This window comes from Accumulibacter sp., assembly GCF_029255285.1.
Classification (GTDB): Bacteria; Pseudomonadota; Gammaproteobacteria; order Burkholderiales; family Rhodocyclaceae; genus Accumulibacter.
Genome location: NZ_JAPUVI010000034.1, coordinates 1 through 14739, shown reverse-complemented (window position 1 = coordinate 14739; position 14739 = coordinate 1). Strand labels below are relative to the sequence as shown.

The 14739-nt window shown below is 63.0% G+C and carries 9 protein-coding genes and 3 pseudogenes; 6 read left to right on the top strand and 6 right to left on the bottom strand.

Annotation, left to right across the window (positions count from 1 at the left end; translation table 11 throughout):
* Positions 1-155: 155 nt before the first annotated feature.
* Positions 156-611 (bottom strand): annotated as a pseudogene (locus tag Q1M07_RS05400) (transposase); the annotation flags it as partial.
* Between the two features lie 61 nt (positions 612-672).
* Here Q1M07_RS05400 and Q1M07_RS05395 point away from each other — a divergent pair.
* From Q1M07_RS05395 to Q1M07_RS05390, 3 genes and pseudogenes are all read left to right on the top strand, one after another.
* A pseudogene (locus Q1M07_RS05395) lies at positions 673-1556 on the top strand (IS3 family transposase).
* 34 nt (positions 1557-1590) lie between these two features.
* Positions 1591-2049, top strand: a pseudogene (locus Q1M07_RS18710) (transposase); the annotation flags it as partial.
* 58 nt (positions 2050-2107) lie between these two features.
* Positions 2108-2491 (top strand): hypothetical protein, encoded by a 384-nt coding sequence (locus Q1M07_RS05390; RefSeq protein ID WP_300451767.1) that lies wholly within the window; start codon positions 2108-2110, stop codon positions 2489-2491.
* 180 nt (positions 2492-2671) lie between these two features.
* Here Q1M07_RS05390 and Q1M07_RS05385 read toward each other — a convergent pair whose 3' ends face one another.
* From Q1M07_RS05385 to Q1M07_RS05375, 3 genes are all read right to left on the bottom strand, one after another.
* Positions 2672-3097 (bottom strand): hypothetical protein, encoded by a 426-nt coding sequence (locus Q1M07_RS05385; protein WP_300451764.1) that lies wholly within the window; start codon positions 3095-3097, stop codon positions 2672-2674.
* A gap of 295 nt (positions 3098-3392) precedes the next feature.
* Positions 3393-5279 (bottom strand): hypothetical protein, encoded by a 1887-nt coding sequence (locus tag Q1M07_RS05380; RefSeq protein WP_300451761.1) that lies wholly within the window; start codon positions 5277-5279, stop codon positions 3393-3395.
* Between the two features lie 11 nt (positions 5280-5290).
* Positions 5291-9223 carry an ATP-binding protein gene (locus tag Q1M07_RS05375; protein ID WP_300451758.1) on the bottom strand — a complete coding sequence of 1311 codons (3933 nt, stop codon included), beginning with the start codon at positions 9221-9223 and terminating at the stop codon, positions 5291-5293.
* A gap of 605 nt (positions 9224-9828) precedes the next feature.
* On the opposite strand from Q1M07_RS05375, the gene Q1M07_RS05370 reads away from it, so the two are divergent.
* The gene (locus Q1M07_RS05370) at positions 9829-11697 is read left to right on the top strand and encodes a hypothetical protein (RefSeq protein WP_300451755.1); all 1869 of its coding nucleotides are present in this window, start codon (positions 9829-9831) and stop codon (positions 11695-11697) included.
* A gap of 109 nt (positions 11698-11806) precedes the next feature.
* On the opposite strand, the gene Q1M07_RS05365 is transcribed toward Q1M07_RS05370, so the two are convergent.
* Positions 11807-12733: a COX15/CtaA family protein gene (locus Q1M07_RS05365; protein WP_300451752.1), complete on the bottom strand. Its 927-nt coding sequence runs from the start codon at positions 12731-12733 to the stop codon at positions 11807-11809.
* Positions 12730-13779: a COX15/CtaA family protein gene (locus Q1M07_RS05360; protein ID WP_300451749.1), complete on the bottom strand. Its 1050-nt coding sequence runs from the start codon at positions 13777-13779 to the stop codon at positions 12730-12732. Before Q1M07_RS05360 ends, Q1M07_RS05365 begins: the two co-directional genes overlap by 4 nt.
* Before the next feature lie 298 nt (positions 13780-14077).
* On the opposite strand from Q1M07_RS05360, the gene Q1M07_RS05355 reads away from it, so the two are divergent.
* Together Q1M07_RS05355 and Q1M07_RS05350 are read left to right on the top strand one after the other, a co-directional pair.
* Positions 14078-14227 carry a hypothetical protein gene (locus tag Q1M07_RS05355; RefSeq protein WP_300451746.1) on the top strand — a complete coding sequence of 50 codons (150 nt, stop codon included), beginning with the start codon at positions 14078-14080 and terminating at the stop codon, positions 14225-14227.
* Positions 14228-14257: 30 nt separating this feature from the next.
* The coding region (locus Q1M07_RS05350; RefSeq protein WP_300451743.1) for a cytochrome C oxidase subunit II at positions 14258-14739 on the top strand (482 nt) is incomplete at its 3' end.

Sequence of the window (14739 nt, the reverse complement as noted above, 5' to 3'; positions counted from 1 at the left end):
TGGTCGATGTGCTGCCGCGAGTCGGCCAGCCTCCGGCCAGCCGTGTCCACGAACTCACGCCGCGACTCTGGAAGAAACTCTTCGCCCGCAATCCACTTCGATCGCCTTTGCACAGCCTTCGGGCGCAGGCAAGAACGCCGGGTAGTTACCGGTTACTTCCGAATGACACCGCGGTAAAGATAGCGCCCCAGATAGATGAGGGCCGGCTCGCCGCTGCCAACGGATTTGCAATCCACGACCCACGCCTTCGGATAGCGACCGGGAGGGGTCAGCCCGGCGGCTGTGATCGCCGCCAGGATCTTCGCCCGGAAGACCTTGGCCAAGGCTTTATGGTTGAACAGATAGCCACCCTTGGCCTTGCCCCGTCGTTTGGTTCGCCATTGCTTGCGCTGGGCGTTCACCGCGGCAGCCGGCATGACGAGATGGACAGGCGGGTGATAATCGAGTCGGCGCGTGTTGGTGTGCAGCACCGCGATCGCGCCGGGCGTGCCTTGCAGCTGTCGGTCGTTCTGGGCGAAGGTCTGCACCGTCTGCCAGCCAGACTGCAGGAGCAAGTCATAGACCACGCCCTGGTGCGCCCAGAGAGCGGGCCCCGGAAATTCGGACAGGAGGATAAGTGGTAGCCTCGCCCCCACGAACGGCTGCGTAAGCAGCCACACCAGGAGCAAGAGCATGGCAAGAAGGGCGAGGCGGAACCACACACCGGCATTCAAGGCGCAAGTGGCACTGGCGGCGCTGAAGAGCGACAAGACGCTAGCGGAGCTGGCGCAGCAGTATGACATTCACCCGAATCAGATCACGGACTGGAAGCGGCAATTAACGGAGCGTGCGGTGCAGGTTTTCGGAGACGCCAGCAGCCCGGCGAGCAGCGACCCCGACCTGACGACGCTACACGCCAAGATCGGCCAGTTGACGCTGGAAATCGATTTTTTAGAACATGCGCTCACCAAGGCGGGCGGGCTTCCCGCAAGACGACGATTGACCGCAACCACCCACTCCCCGTATCGCATCAGTGCACCGTGCTTGGGCTGGCCCGTTCGAGCGCGTATTACACGCCACGCGAGGTCTCGCCGACGGACCTGACCCTGATGCACCGAGACGAGCTACATTTCGAGCACCCGTTCGCCGTGATTGACTGGTACTCGCGCCGGCTGCTCGCCTGGCGGCTCTCCAACACGCTCACTACCGGCTTCTGCCTCGACGCCGTGCGGGAAGCCATCCACGGCCACGGTTGCCCGGAGATCTTCAACACCGATCAGGGTTGTCAATTCACCAGCGGCGAATTCACGGGTCTGCTCAAGGCGCATGACATCCGGATCAGCATGGACGGCAAGGGGTCCTGGCGCGACAACGTCTTTGTCGAGCGACTGTGGAAGAGTGTCAAGTACGAGGAGGTCTATCTCAAGGCCTATGACAGCGTCGCCGACGCGAAAGCCAACCTGGCCACGTATCTACGCTTCTACAACGAGCGACGACCCCATCGTTCCCTGGAGGGCAAAACGCCGGACGCGACCTATTTCGCAGCACTCGCGTCCGCTACGCGGCCCGCGGCGTAAGGCATGAGGAAGGGACTCCGTGGATTTGTGGACGATGCGCTGTCGCGCATTGGGCCGCTTGCCGTGGAAAAAGTCTGGCGACTTTCCCACCGCACGTCCCTTCGCCCACAAGCTCCACCGAGCTCTATTCGGTTCATATAAAATCCAGGAAGGTCAAAACCCACCGCAACATCAGTCAGTCGACCGCAACTGGCAGGGCTCCACTTATCCAGGAGCATTTCCTGTCCAAACAAACGGGGCCACCTCTGAGGCACCGGCGATGGCCGCGTGGGAGCACGGCGGCGGGATTTCTCTCGACGCCGGCGTGCGCATCGAAGCGGAAGGCCGGCCAGGCCTGGAACGCCTGCTGCGCTACTGCGCCCGCCCGGCCTTGGCGCTGGAGAGGTGGCGGGAAATCGATGCCGAGCATCTGGTCTATGAGGCCGCCAAACCGGGGCCGGGCGGCAGTGTCAGCCTGATGCTGAGCCCGCTCGAACTGATCGAGCGGCTGGCGGCCCCGATTCCGCCGCCGCGCCGGCATCGTCACCGTTACTACGGCGTACTGGCGCCCAATGCACCGCTACGCCCGGCTGTCACCGCCATGCCGGCGCCCGCCGCCAAAACGCCAACCGTCGCCACCCCGGTGCCCCGCGCCCGAGCTGGCCCTGCGCCAGGCGGCGCGGTATGCCTGGGCGCTGCTGCTCGCGCGCATCTACGACGGCTTTCCGCTCTTGTGCCCGAAATGCGGCGGCGAGATGCGCCTCGTCGCCTTCGTCACCGAGGCGGCGGCGGTGCGCGATATCCTGGCGCATCCGGGCGAACCCATCGCGCCGCCTCGCCTGGCGCCGGCCCGCGGCCCGCCGCTGTGGGAGACGCCCGGCATCGGCAACGGCGAGTTCGACCCGCAGGCGCAGCCGGCGCCGGACTACAACTTCGATCAGCGCATCGCCTGGTAGGCGTACTGGCAAGATGCGGCGATCCGGCCGCCAATGACATCGGTCGCCAGAAGGCGATTTACGCCGGGGGCCGGCGGACCGGCCGCCGCTCGGGAGGGCTTCTCGGCGAATTCCACGCAAAATCTGCCATTGACTACGTCTGCCGGACTCGGAGTTACTCCGCGGGCGCCGTTGAATTTCCTATCCTTTGATATCGCCATCCTTTTCCTTGTACACACCGGCATCCCAGATCTGTCTCCGCGTCATCGCGTGGAGACGCTGGATGGCTTCGTTGGCAATCGGGATGCGCTGGGCATCCTGGTGAATCCAGGTCAGGGCATCGCGGTCGCCGCGGACTTCTTCCTCATCACGATCCCGAAACAGCGGTCTGGGCGATACGACCACACTGCGGACCCGCGACGGCTCGACGGAAACACCCTCGATGCGGTTCGATGAGACAGCGCTGTCGATCAGCGCATGCTCGCGCAAGGCTTTGAGGCGCGGCGGTGACTGCCGGGTGTAAAGCTCCTGCTTACCGCGGAATTCGCCGAGGTCCGAGAGATACCAGGCCGTGCCGTGAGGTATGGACGATCTCCCAGCGGCAAACAATTTCAGCGTACTGGTCATGCTTTGTCCTCTTCTGCCGATTCGGCATACCGCTTGAAGAGAGACCAATGAGCAGCGGGGTCTTGCGGACAGCATGCCAAATTGCTCATCCCACACCGAAGTGCCGAAAAGGGTCGACGCGGGTGGCGTAGGCAGCGGTGCGCATTCGATACACTGTCCCCAAGACTCGCAAGACTCGCGCTTGGCATCGCGTCTGTGATCACCTCAAGCGGATTCTCGCCAGCATCCGTGGGCCACCAGCCCATCCGTTGCTTAAGACTCATGCGAATGGAGTCGCTAACTGCCGATTCTAGGTTCATCGCTGGACCGCTGAAACCGCTGGTTCCATCACGAATTCATCCATAAGAATCCAGCGACCGAAATCAGCCACCGTGTGATCGCTTGGGAGCACATACGCGCACTGGCACGTCAGCGGACTCTGAATGGAAGACATCACGAGCGCGATCTGGTAGACGATCTGCTGCTCGGCTGAGCACTGGCTACTGAGTGCTTTCGCGAGAATTGTGCCAATGCGTTTCTCGTCGGAAGCGCCTTGGAGGCCATAGAGAGAGCAGTTCGACGGACTGCGGACCTCGCCCGTAGCCACCCGCCGAAAACGACGAAGACCGTCCAGAACAACCGCGTGCGACGCGCCCGCATCGTCACGTTCGATCGCCAGTCGGAATTGACCGGCGTTCATTGTCCACTCGACGCTAGTGATGAGGCACATGCCTGACCCACTCGAGCGATGGGCGCGAGCGCTGAACAGTACAGCACCTTCCGTACCCGCCGGAAACACAACGCCCTCGGCGAAGAGATCCGTCATGCAATCCTCTGGTTCCCGGTACCGTACCGCAAGAAGGGAATTGGTGAGCCGTCCCGCACTTCGATCAATCGCCGAGCGCACGGCGACGGGTGGCTGCGTTACGGCCCGCAAGTCACCGTTCGGCGCATACTCCGCGAAACTCACGCCATACCCTGCGGCCCATACCGTCGTGGCTGCCATGAACTTCTTGCCCTCGTCATCGCGCGAATGTGCCCAACCCTGGACGAGTTTCAGAGACTCGGGACTTCCACGGCACTTGCGACGAACCTTTGTGAAGTAGACGCTCTCCTCGTCCTTTATCCGTGCGAATGTCTCCAGCTTTTTCCGGTTGGCGAGTAGCGTCGAATCGACGTCAGCGTCCGCTTCGTTAAGGTATGCGTAGGTGTCTACGCAGCCTCGTGAAATGTCCTCAAACGAGGTCACCCAATCCCGGGCCTGATCGTATGAGATACGTTCCGTTAGCTTCCCGTTCCGACGTACGGCCGTGAGATTGTAGCCTTGGTCATACTCGAAACCCCATCGTTCCGTGTCGTCAACGATGCTGGCCAACATTCGTCGCCCGTGGATCTCCGCGTACTGAAAAGTGGTTGCAGGGTGGCCATCGGCGCGTACATGCTCGATCCTGCCTGCCGGACCGATCCTGGCGCTCCCCCGTACTCCTTGCACGTCGAATGTCAGCTCGCTCGGACTTCGCGCCACAATCGCGAGCTTCTCCCCGCTGATACGCCTCAACTCGACCAAGTGGCCCTGTGGATCAAAAACCCACTGTTTGCTGTCACGTTCCTTGACGCGAATGCGTGCGCCGTCGAAGTCGGCGATCGATCCGTCGCTCGCAACGTATCTACCTGCGCCAAGTTCAGGCGCACGCACCCCAAGAAGTTCACGAAGTTCGAACTCCGTGACGCCCTGTGCGAGCAGTGTGCGGACGTTCTCGGCGGTGTCGAGCGGTGTCTTCTTTCTCGTGATGACGTGTTCGTGAGCCTTACCCTTGCCTCGACGTGCGACGACCTCCGCTAAATCAGCCGACGTCATGCGGTCCGGCTGAACCAACTCGAACTTCATCTTCCTCCCGCTACCGCACTCGGTCATCGTAAATCCACCATCGAGGTTGACTTCGGTCTTGGTTTCGATGTCCGAACACCACCCTAGGCCGAACAGTCCGTCGTACAGGGAGCGAGAGTTGTACATGATGCCGACCGACGCATTCGCCTTCTTGGACAAGGTCAGCTCAGTTCCCCAAGAGTAGTTGGCATTGTGCCTATCGATCTCTGCGATTGCTCGGTGCGCCCAGGCCGACGACACGACGCCGAGCGCAGCACTGGTGATCGTAACGGCAGTCGTGCGGACCGAGCGGCAACCGAATGACCACAGCCGCATACGAAGCCACCTCATGGATCACCACCGCAGAGACGGTCCACCTCATACAGGATACGGCTCGTCGGGACGTGAATACGGCGTTGGTGGCACGTAGCGGTTTCGATCACCAGGACCTCACCGACTTCTCGCGCGCGCACCAACTCACCCTCCATCCGCTGATCGAAGCTGTCACGTGAGACGCGGGCCCGTTCCGCACCCTGCGCGTCCAGCAAAGTGATCGACCCGCGAAGTACCACCGCCACACCGCCTCCGTCCAGTGCGAGTATCAGTTCCACCTCGGTATCGTCAGGGCGGCCTTCCCACAGGATTTCCGGGCGCGCCGGGTGGGTACTGGCGGCCGATGGGCGTCCAAGCCGTACGACACGGCGGCCGTCGCTAAGGAGCCACGATGCGCCGTCCGTCGTCCGAGTGCTTGTCGAAGGCCGAAAGTCGCGCATCCGGTAAGCGTTGCCGCGATGCAGAAGCACTCCCTCGCGTGAGGCGCGAACCACCGCGAGGTCTGCCTGGGGATCGACCAACACCAGAAGCCGCTCTTCGTTTGCCCACTCCTCGCCACCCCTCATTGGATCAAGAGCAATCGACTGACGCGCAACCCCAGTCGCTGGTGTTGCCGAGGAGGGACCCCGGATGGACTCCTCGATGTCGGTGGCCTCAAGTCCTGAAATGTCCCACACATACAACGAACCTGCCGTCGTCAGCAGGGAGAGCCGATGCTCGGCCGCGGAAAAAAAGGCAGCGCGAAGCGGCGTTGGAGCCGCCTGCCATCGGTAAAGCTCCCTCCCAGACTGGTAGTCGATTGTGCGGACCAAACCGGACGAGTTGACTTCGAACACGGCACGAGAGCGCTGGAACTCAAACACGCGGATCGGGTGCAACCCGGTTCGACCTAAACTGTAAATGCGGCCATTCCGAAAAATCTCAACCGCGCCTTCCGACGAAACGGCTGCGAGCATGCCTCCGCGTACGGAAACGCTCAACCTCTCCGGCGTGTTGCTTGACTTCACCTCGAAGCGTCCTGAAACGGGATTCATGAGTTCAAGTCTGCCCTCTCGCCGCACGAACACGGTGGACTCGTCCACCACCGCCACCACGTCGACTTTGTCTCGGAGGAACGTGGCGACGGGACCGCCCTTCTCGTCGACCTCAATCAGGAACGCGCGTCTGGCGTGATCGATCGCCACGAAACTGCGCTCGCTCAATCGACTGAGTTCGTCCCAAGCACACGCTTGTTCAGAGTCGAAACGCACCGGACCAGAAGGCCCGGATTTTGGCTCCAGCGGTTGTGAGACCCTATAGGTCGACCCAACGTCGATGCGCATCCATTCACAGCGGCGGCGCATCGGGTTCCATCCCAGAGCCTCACAAAAAGCGCCATCACATTCGGCTGCAAGTGCGTTCATCGAGAAAGCATCCGGTAGCACTTCGGTACGCTCGCCGGTCTGCCCATCGTACCCCGTCAACGTCCCAGAGTCGTCCAATATACGGTAGCGGCCGTTGGGCGACCTTGTCGCCGAGATCACGTTGCTCCCGAAGTTCTTGAGAAGCGTGCTTCGGCCGGATACAGGATCAACCACTACGATACTGTCCCCATAAGAGGTGCCGAGGAAAAGCAGACTCGACCGGCGCAAGACGCCGCTGCTGAAGTACCAATCCGTGAGCGGCTCGTGCGCCCGGGAGTTCGGCTGCACTTCGCGAACCAGGTCGGTTCTCAGCTGCTCAAACCTCACTTCCGGATCCGGACGGCCTGCCCGATCTTTCCATACCGCGGCAGCCTCTTGGACAAGCCGAATCGCGTTGTCATGGTCTCCCGCCGACAAGGCACGCTCGCTCTCGCGGGCCAACGCTTGAGCCCGCGCTTGAAGGGCTTCGTCGCGCTCACTGCGCGCGTACACGGCCGCGCCGACCGCGATCACGGCCAGGGCCGAAATGCCGCCTACCGCAGCCACACGGAGTCGGTGAAGCCACACGGTGCGACGGAGCGAGGATTGCACATATTCGTCCGTGTCATTGCTCAGAGGAACGCCCGTCGCCATGAGACGCTTTGCGTCTGCGACTTTCTCTGGAGCCGTCGCCAGCAACGACGCTGGTCGCCCTCGCCGACACCATTCCGCTGCGTCAGCAGTCACAAGTTCGCGTGCCTGCAGCAGTGACGTTTCGGATAGGAGCCACGACTGGAGTCGCGGCCACGCCCGGAGGAGTGCTTCATGGGAAAATGCGACGGCGCCGAAACCTCCCGGCGCATCGGTCACGCATAGGCGACGCTCGATGAGCGCGTCGAGCAGATGTGACTCCGGGGTTTCCGCCGGAAACTCCTCTCGCCGCGCGTAGCGCCGCGTTGACGCTCCGCTCGGATCGACACGCACCAGCAGGCGTAGCGTCCGCACCAGTACGTCACAACCACCGGTAACATGCTCCACTACGCAGGTCTCGGCAGTTGCTGCGATGCTTCCGAGCAGACCCCCAAACTCCCAATACGCGTCAAAGGTCAGCGAAGATCCTCGCCGACGCTCGTACAACTGGTCCAGGACGTACTCGAGCAACGCAAGGCTTTCCGGACTCGCGCTCGCTTCGCGCAGGATCGCCTGTTCGAGTGACACACCGTCCTGGCTCTCCCAGCTGAGCCCGGCGGCAACGGCAGGCTCATGGATCATTTCCATTAGCTCATCCGGCTGCGGCGGCAGCAGCGTGTATGCCACGCCGCCTTTCAGCAGCGGCACGTACTCTGGTGTTTCCTCCATCCGGCCGACGAAGTCGCTACGTATCGTCGCGATCACCCAGATCCGACCCTCTCTGGAAAGGGCGACTAGGCAGCGACCGAACGCGGCGCGCGCGGTGTCAGGGAGCGAGTTCCAGGACTCTTCCAACTGGTCGACGCAGACCACCAGACGCATCCGCGAAGGCATGAGCCCACGCCGCTGAGCGGCTTGGCTCAGGTACCCGTCCAGTCGCGCAGCCACTTCGTCCGGCGCCGCCAGCAGCCGCTCGGCGAGTCGTTGGGCGCTGTAAGCCTCGGCCAGTCCAGGCAACGCACTCAACAGTCTCGCCGCCAGCGCGCCGAACACACTTGACCACTCTATAGCTGACACGACGTCCGACGGTTTCAGGATCGCGTGCTCCCACACTCCGATGCCCTCCACGGCTCGACCTTCGAGCAGCGGTAGGACTCCCGCGCGAATCAGCGAGCTCTTGCCTACCCCGCTCATCCCCTGCACCAGCAGGAAGCGAACACTCCCCAAGCCGGCCTCGACGGCACTCAGCCGTCGCAGCACCTCGCTGGTCGCTTGCGAACGCCCGAAATAGATATCTTTGTGCTTCGCCTCGAACGTCTGCAGGCCCCGGTACGGCGAGCCGTCCGTCCACCTGGGCTGCGGTCGGCTTTCGCCGGTCTGACGCTCCAGCCACTTCCGGGTATGCTCCGTCAGCTTTCGCTCAAATTCCCAGGGTTCGGCGTACAGGTGGTGAGCCAGCAACTCACCGCGCGCGTCCCTTAGCACACGCCCGCAGAACTCCTCAAGCGCCTCGTACTGCCGGACCCTTTCGCGGACGTCGCTCTGGCTGACGTCCACCTGCGGCGATGTTGTGCGCCGGTAGATCAGGAGATGGGGCCGTCCACGAAGGCGGAACGCGTCGAGCGCATCCTGCACCTCGAACTCAGTCCCGGTCGGAGCGACTACGCCAGGTGCCGGCGCAAAATCTGGTGGCAATCGGGTCCCCAGGCGGGACCATAGAATGCTGATCACCAGGTCACACTGCGACGGACGCTCGATCTGAGACTGGAAGGTGTCGTGCGCAAACAGCGGCTCGTGCTCCCACAGCACGACCAATAGCCGCACATGATCGCGGTACTGCTCACCAAGGCGGCGCAGGACGCGCTCCGTTAGCGCGCGCTCCTCCGGCACATCCCCGGGCGAAGAGACAAATACCTTGAGTAGTTTGCGCCCCACGAACCTTCCTCAGCTAGCACTTCCCTCGTCGAGCGCTCCCGGGGGAACGCACATAGGCTTCGGTTCCATAGTTCAGTGTCCGATGGCCAATAGTAGCCGTTCAGTGCGTTTTCCGCCAAAGAGATACACGCCTTGGCCCCTCCTGAGTTGGCCCCCGCAATGGGGTAAAGGAGAAATTTAGGCGCTTAAGCGGGTGTTGAAGCAAACATGTTGGTGTTAGTGTTTGAGCCAGGAGCAACAGTGATGAGGAGGGTATCGAAGGTGCGCCGCAACTCGCGCTGGAGAGTTTCGTAGTGTTGATCAAGGGCCTGGATGTTCTTGGGCGGCGGTCCCAGGTGTGGTAGGCCGGCGCTGGCGAGAACGGGTTTGATGACTTTCTCGCGGAGGATGAGCCAGCCAGCGAGAATACTGATCCCCGTCGGCCGGGGTCGGTAGCGGCGCGTTTTGGCGACACGCTCGATGACCATCCGACAAAGTACAATGAGTCGCTCGCTGCACGAGGTCATACGTCCGGCTTTTCCCGACTGGCAACAAGGAGCACAATTCGGGCTTGCCAATGTAGAACGAAAACACCGATCCGCTGATGCCGAGGCCTTGCTGAGACAATGGACCCAACTCCGATTGACCCCGATCTGATCTACGCCAAAACGGCTTCCGGTGAGGACGCGATGCAGCATCGCACGCGGGTGGTACAGAGAAACGTCCGAATGGTGCTGATCCTCGTCGATGGTAATGCAACCGTTGCAGAACTCTGCAACCGGACAGGTAACGCACAGTTGACGCAGAATGCGCTGCTGGAGCTTGAAAACGATGGCTTCATCGAGCGCCGGACCGAAAAGGATTCGGTCTGGGTACAGGGCGCGAAGCATGGTCGGCGAGGCAAGGCGAGCGTCGTCCAGCCACCGTCCGAGTTCTCGACCTATGGCAACAAGGACGAATCCGCCCTCCTCCCGTCGCTGCCCCCGGGAAAGGGAGAGCGGCGGACCTCGCCATTCTCGCAGGAGCGCGACAGGCAGAGTTCTCTGGCGGGAGCGTCCATGCCGACGCCTTCCATTTTGGGTCCAGAGTCGGGCACTGTGTTTTCGCCGATCGGCGAGATCGTGCCCGACGGACCGGCCTCTCGATCGGCAGGCGACGACGCGCGGTCGCTGTTTTCCCGCTTGAAGGCAGGTATCTCGGCCGCCGACGAAGACACCGCGCCCGACCTCAAACCGATATCGCGCCCTGGATTTTTCGGCAGGCTTGGCTGGCCGATGCGTTTGCTTGTTGGCGGCGTGCTGTTGTCCGCCGTACTGTTCCTGACGGCCGTCTTGTTTCCCTACGCACTCTACCTTCCGGAGGTGGAGGATTCCTTGGCGCAGAGTATCGGAGTGCCGGTCAAGGTCGGGCAAATGCGTCCCAGCTTCTACCCCAAACCGGGTCTGCTGCTCGACGAGGTAGTCCTCGGCGACGACAAGTCCGGCCGCGCGGTGCCTATCGGGGCGATGCGCCTGCAACCCGCGCTGACTACGCTGTTGTCGTCGCGCAAGCTGTTCCGCGAGGTTGAACTGAGCGACATCGAACTGTCCGCCGAGACCGTCGGTGAACTCGCGCGGATGCTGAGCTCGGCCGCCAGCGAGTCGGCCAAGGTCGGCCTGCTGCGCCTCACGGTAGACAAGGCAAGAATCTCGTTCGGAGGCCTGGGTGTTGGCGACATGCGGGGCGAACTGGGCCTCTCTCCCGAGGGCCTCATGCAGACGCTTACCCTGCAGACGTCCGACCGCAACCTCCAGATCGAGGCCAGCCCCATTGCCGGCGGGCTGACGGTCAAGCTGGAGGGACTTGGCTGGACTCCGGCGGAACAATCGCCCTACCTGTTCGACTCGCTGATCGTGAAGGGTGAGATCCTGGGCAGTGCCTTCGTCGTCGATAGCATGGAGTGGCGCATCTTCGGCGGATTGGTGCAGGGCGCGGCCGTCCTGCGCGCCGAACGGGGGCCGGCGGTGACCGGCGAGATCGCTTTCGAGCGCATCGATGTCAAGCGCTTCGGCGAGGCACTGGGAGTCGGCGGACAGTTCGCAGGTGAGGCCGCCGGCCGACTGAAGTTCGCCGCCAGCGCGGCCACTTGGCCGGCGATTTTCGCCGCCCTCCATGCCGACGGCGAATTCACCGTCACGCGTGGAGTGTTGGGCGGCATCGATCTTCCCGAAGCGCTCCGGCGAGTGCCGGCCACCCCGGTGACGCTCGGCGGCGGAACGCGTTTCGAACAGATGTCCGGCCAGATCCGGTGGACACCGACGGCGTATCAGTTTTCCCGGCTAATCCTGACCGCCGGTCTGATGCAGTCGTCCGGCCAACTGGAAGTGAACCGCGAGCGGCAATTGCGCGGTCGGATGGAAGTCCAAATGCGCGGCCGAACCGATCACAGCGCAAAATCGGTGGCCATCAGCGGGCCGCTGAATTCCCCTCAGCTAAGGGTTCCGGCCACGCCGTGACCGGCTCCCCGCTCAGCCAACGGATCCCATCGCCGATTCGCCAGTTCCCCGTTCGGCTCAACCTGGCGGACACCATGGCCGCGTCCGACGGGTAGATCGGCGACGAGATTCAGCGGCGTAGCAAGGTCGCCACGCTGGCGAGCAGGAGCGCCGCGCAAACACCGTGGCTGATCGCCAAGCACAGAGTGAAACCGCTGAGCACGGTCAGACTGCCCAGCGCGACCTCGCCGACCAGCAGGAGCAGCAGGACAATCGCCGCCGGGCGGCGGCTGGTGTCCGACAGCGCCTGCCAGCCCGCGCTACCGAGCACGAGCAGCGTGACGAGCGCGGCGTAGCGATGCAGAAGATGCAGCGTCATGCCGCCCAGATCGCCCGCCGTCGGCACGCCGGTAAGCGTCGCGAAAGCGCTCAGCGCCGCCCAGCCGGCCGCTGCCGGCCACCAGTGGCCATCGCAGTGCGGGAAGGAGTCGCAGGCGAGTGCCGCGTAGCGCGCGCCGATCAGGGCGCCGAGCACGACGGTCAGCGACAGCGTCGCCGCTCCGACGCGCAGCAGCCACGTCGGCGGGCCCGACGTGTCGAGCATCGAGCGCGTCCGGGTGGCCAGAACCACCCGCCACGAGAAAGTCACCAAGCCGAGGCCGCCCAGCAGGTTGAGGAAGCTGACCACGACCAGTCGCGGATCGGAGCTCCAGATGCCGAGCACCGCGAGAGCCAGCATCAGCAGCAGGAGAAGCAAGGCCGGGCGATCTGCCGGCTGGACCGCCGGCCGGCGCCAGCAACACCACGCCAGATAGCCGGCGAGCAGCAGAGACAGCGATGCCGTCGCCCGATGCAGCAGACGCAGCGGTCCGAACTGCGTGGCCGGTGGATCACCGGCCAGCAGCCGGCCGTAGCACGCCGGCCAGTCGGCACAGCCGAGACCGGCAGCGTCGAGACGAAGATACGCGCTGAGCACGACGACCAGTAGCGAGAGCCCGCACAACAACACGGCCGTTGCCCGAATGCGCCGCAAGCGCAGGGCCGGGCTCGCGATCACGCGCTGGCGGCCGGCGGCTGCGCCACCCGCAACTCGTGGTTCAACCACAGCAGCACACCGAGGACGACCATCGCACCGCCTTGATGGGCCGCTCCGAGGCCGACCGGTACGAGCAGCAGCAGCGTCGCGATGCCGAGCACGATCTGGACGCACACGGCCAGCAGCAGCAGCGTCGCGGCCCGCCGCGCGGCGGTCGAAACGGCCGCCGCGCGCAGCTTCCACCAGAACCACGGCACCACAATAGCCAGCAGCCAGGCGCCCAGACGGTGGTCGAACTGGACGAGCGCCATGTTGTTGAAGAAATTGAGGTACCAGGGGTCGATGAGAAAACTCTCCGGTGGCAGTACGTAGCCGTTCATCAGCGGAAAGGTGTTGTACGCCTTGCCAGCGCGGATGCCGGCGACGAAGCCGCCGCTGACCACCATGTAAGCGACCAGAACGGTCAGCCAGAATCCGCCGCGCTGCAAACGGCGCAGCGCCGCGTCGCGGCTACGGCCGACACGCTCGCCAAGCAGGCCGAGAGCCAGCCAGAACATCGCGACGAAGATCAGGAAGGCCAGCGACAGATGCGCCGTCAGCCGGTAGTGACTGACGCGCGGGTCGTCGACCAGCCCGCTCTTGACCATGTACCAGCCCATCGCGCCCTGTAAACCGCCGAGGACGAAAATCGCCAGCAGTTTCGGTCGCAATGGCGAGTCGATCTTGCCGCGCAGCCAAAAGTAGAGAAAAGGCAGGAGAAAGACGACGCCGATCAGCCGTCCGAGCACCCGATGCCAGTACTCCCAGAAGAAAATCCCCTTGAACTCTTCGAGCGTCATCTGGTGGTTCACTTGCTGATATTCGGGCGTCTTCTTGTACTTGTCGAAAGTCTCCTCCCACTCCGCCTGGTTGAGCGGCGGGACGACGCCGACGATCGGCTGCCACTCGACGATAGACAAGCCCGAATGCGTCAGGCGCGTAACGCCGCCGACGACCAGAATGGCGAAGACCATGGCGCTGCAGACGAGCAGCCAGAGCGCGATTTGGCGACGAGCGACGGTATCCATGTCGGGAACTCGAAAAACTGAAAAGGAGGGCCAGGCGCGGATTATAGGCGCTTTGTCCGGTCCGCCGCGTGCTCGTCCGAGTGCGACCGTCGGCCGCATGGCCAGCCCTGAAACGCCCATTCCTGCTGGCTTTGCCGCGGCCTACGGTCTTTCCGTGTTCTTGACGTGCATCAAATCAATCAGGCGCCCGCAGCGGGTATCCTTCGGCCAATTGTGCCCCGCAAGGCCAAGAAAATTCGACGTTAACCGCAACTATCCAGGCGCCGCGAGCGCTCATCCGCGATGGGGGATACAAACAATGGCCGAGCAAAACGATGAGGACATTCCATTCATGCAGAAACTGCTGGACAACCACTTTCTGCTCCTGTTTCTCGGCGTGGCGTCACCGGGACTGCTCTACATCCTGTGGGGCATCATCGACATCATGAACACGCCGGTCGCCCGCTAGGCCAGGCATTCATCTCAGGGAGAAAGCAATATGAGTGCAATTCTGCCGCCGTCGGAACGGCTCTGGTGGAAGCAACCGATCGACAAGGTCGAATGGGCATGGATCGCGATCGCCTTCGTGTGGGGCATGGTGATGTTCGTGATGATGATCTACTGGCACATCTACGGCAAACAGAACCTCTCCAACGAGGCCTACAAGACGACGCCCGAGATGTTCGCCGCCAAGGCCGAGAAATTCATCGCCGAGAACACCATCCGTACCGAGACCGACCAGAACATTCCCGTCGTCAAGGTGCCGGCCGGTGGCGACGGCTACCTGATCGCCCGCCTGTGGGCCTGGTATCCGATCCTCGAACTCGAAAAAGGCCAGACCTACAAGATCCACCTCTCGTCGATGGACTACAACCACGGCTTCTCGCTGCAACCGGTAAACATCAACATCCAGGTGATTCCCGGCTATGAGCATGTGGTCAAGATGACGCCGACCAAGGAAGGCACTTACGCCATCGTCTG

Bases quoted from the DNA above. Each gene is read 5' to 3' on its own strand.
- Q1M07_RS05355 (WP_300451746.1), top strand. From the start codon at position 14,078: ATGGCCGAGCAAAACGATGAGGACATTCCATTCATGCAGAAACTGCTG.
- Q1M07_RS05370 (WP_300451755.1), top strand. From the start codon at position 9,829: ATGGACCCAACTCCGATTGACCCCGATCTGATCTACGCCAAAACGGCT.
- Q1M07_RS05360 (WP_300451749.1), bottom strand. From the start codon at position 13,779: ATGGATACCGTCGCTCGTCGCCAAATCGCGCTCTGGCTGCTCGTCTGC.
- Q1M07_RS05380 (WP_300451761.1), bottom strand. From the start codon at position 5,279: ATGCGGCTGTGGTCATTCGGTTGCCGCTCGGTCCGCACGACTGCCGTT.
- Q1M07_RS05390 (WP_300451767.1), top strand. From the start codon at position 2,108: ATGCACCGCTACGCCCGGCTGTCACCGCCATGCCGGCGCCCGCCGCCA.
- Q1M07_RS05385 (WP_300451764.1), bottom strand. From the start codon at position 3,097: ATGACCAGTACGCTGAAATTGTTTGCCGCTGGGAGATCGTCCATACCT.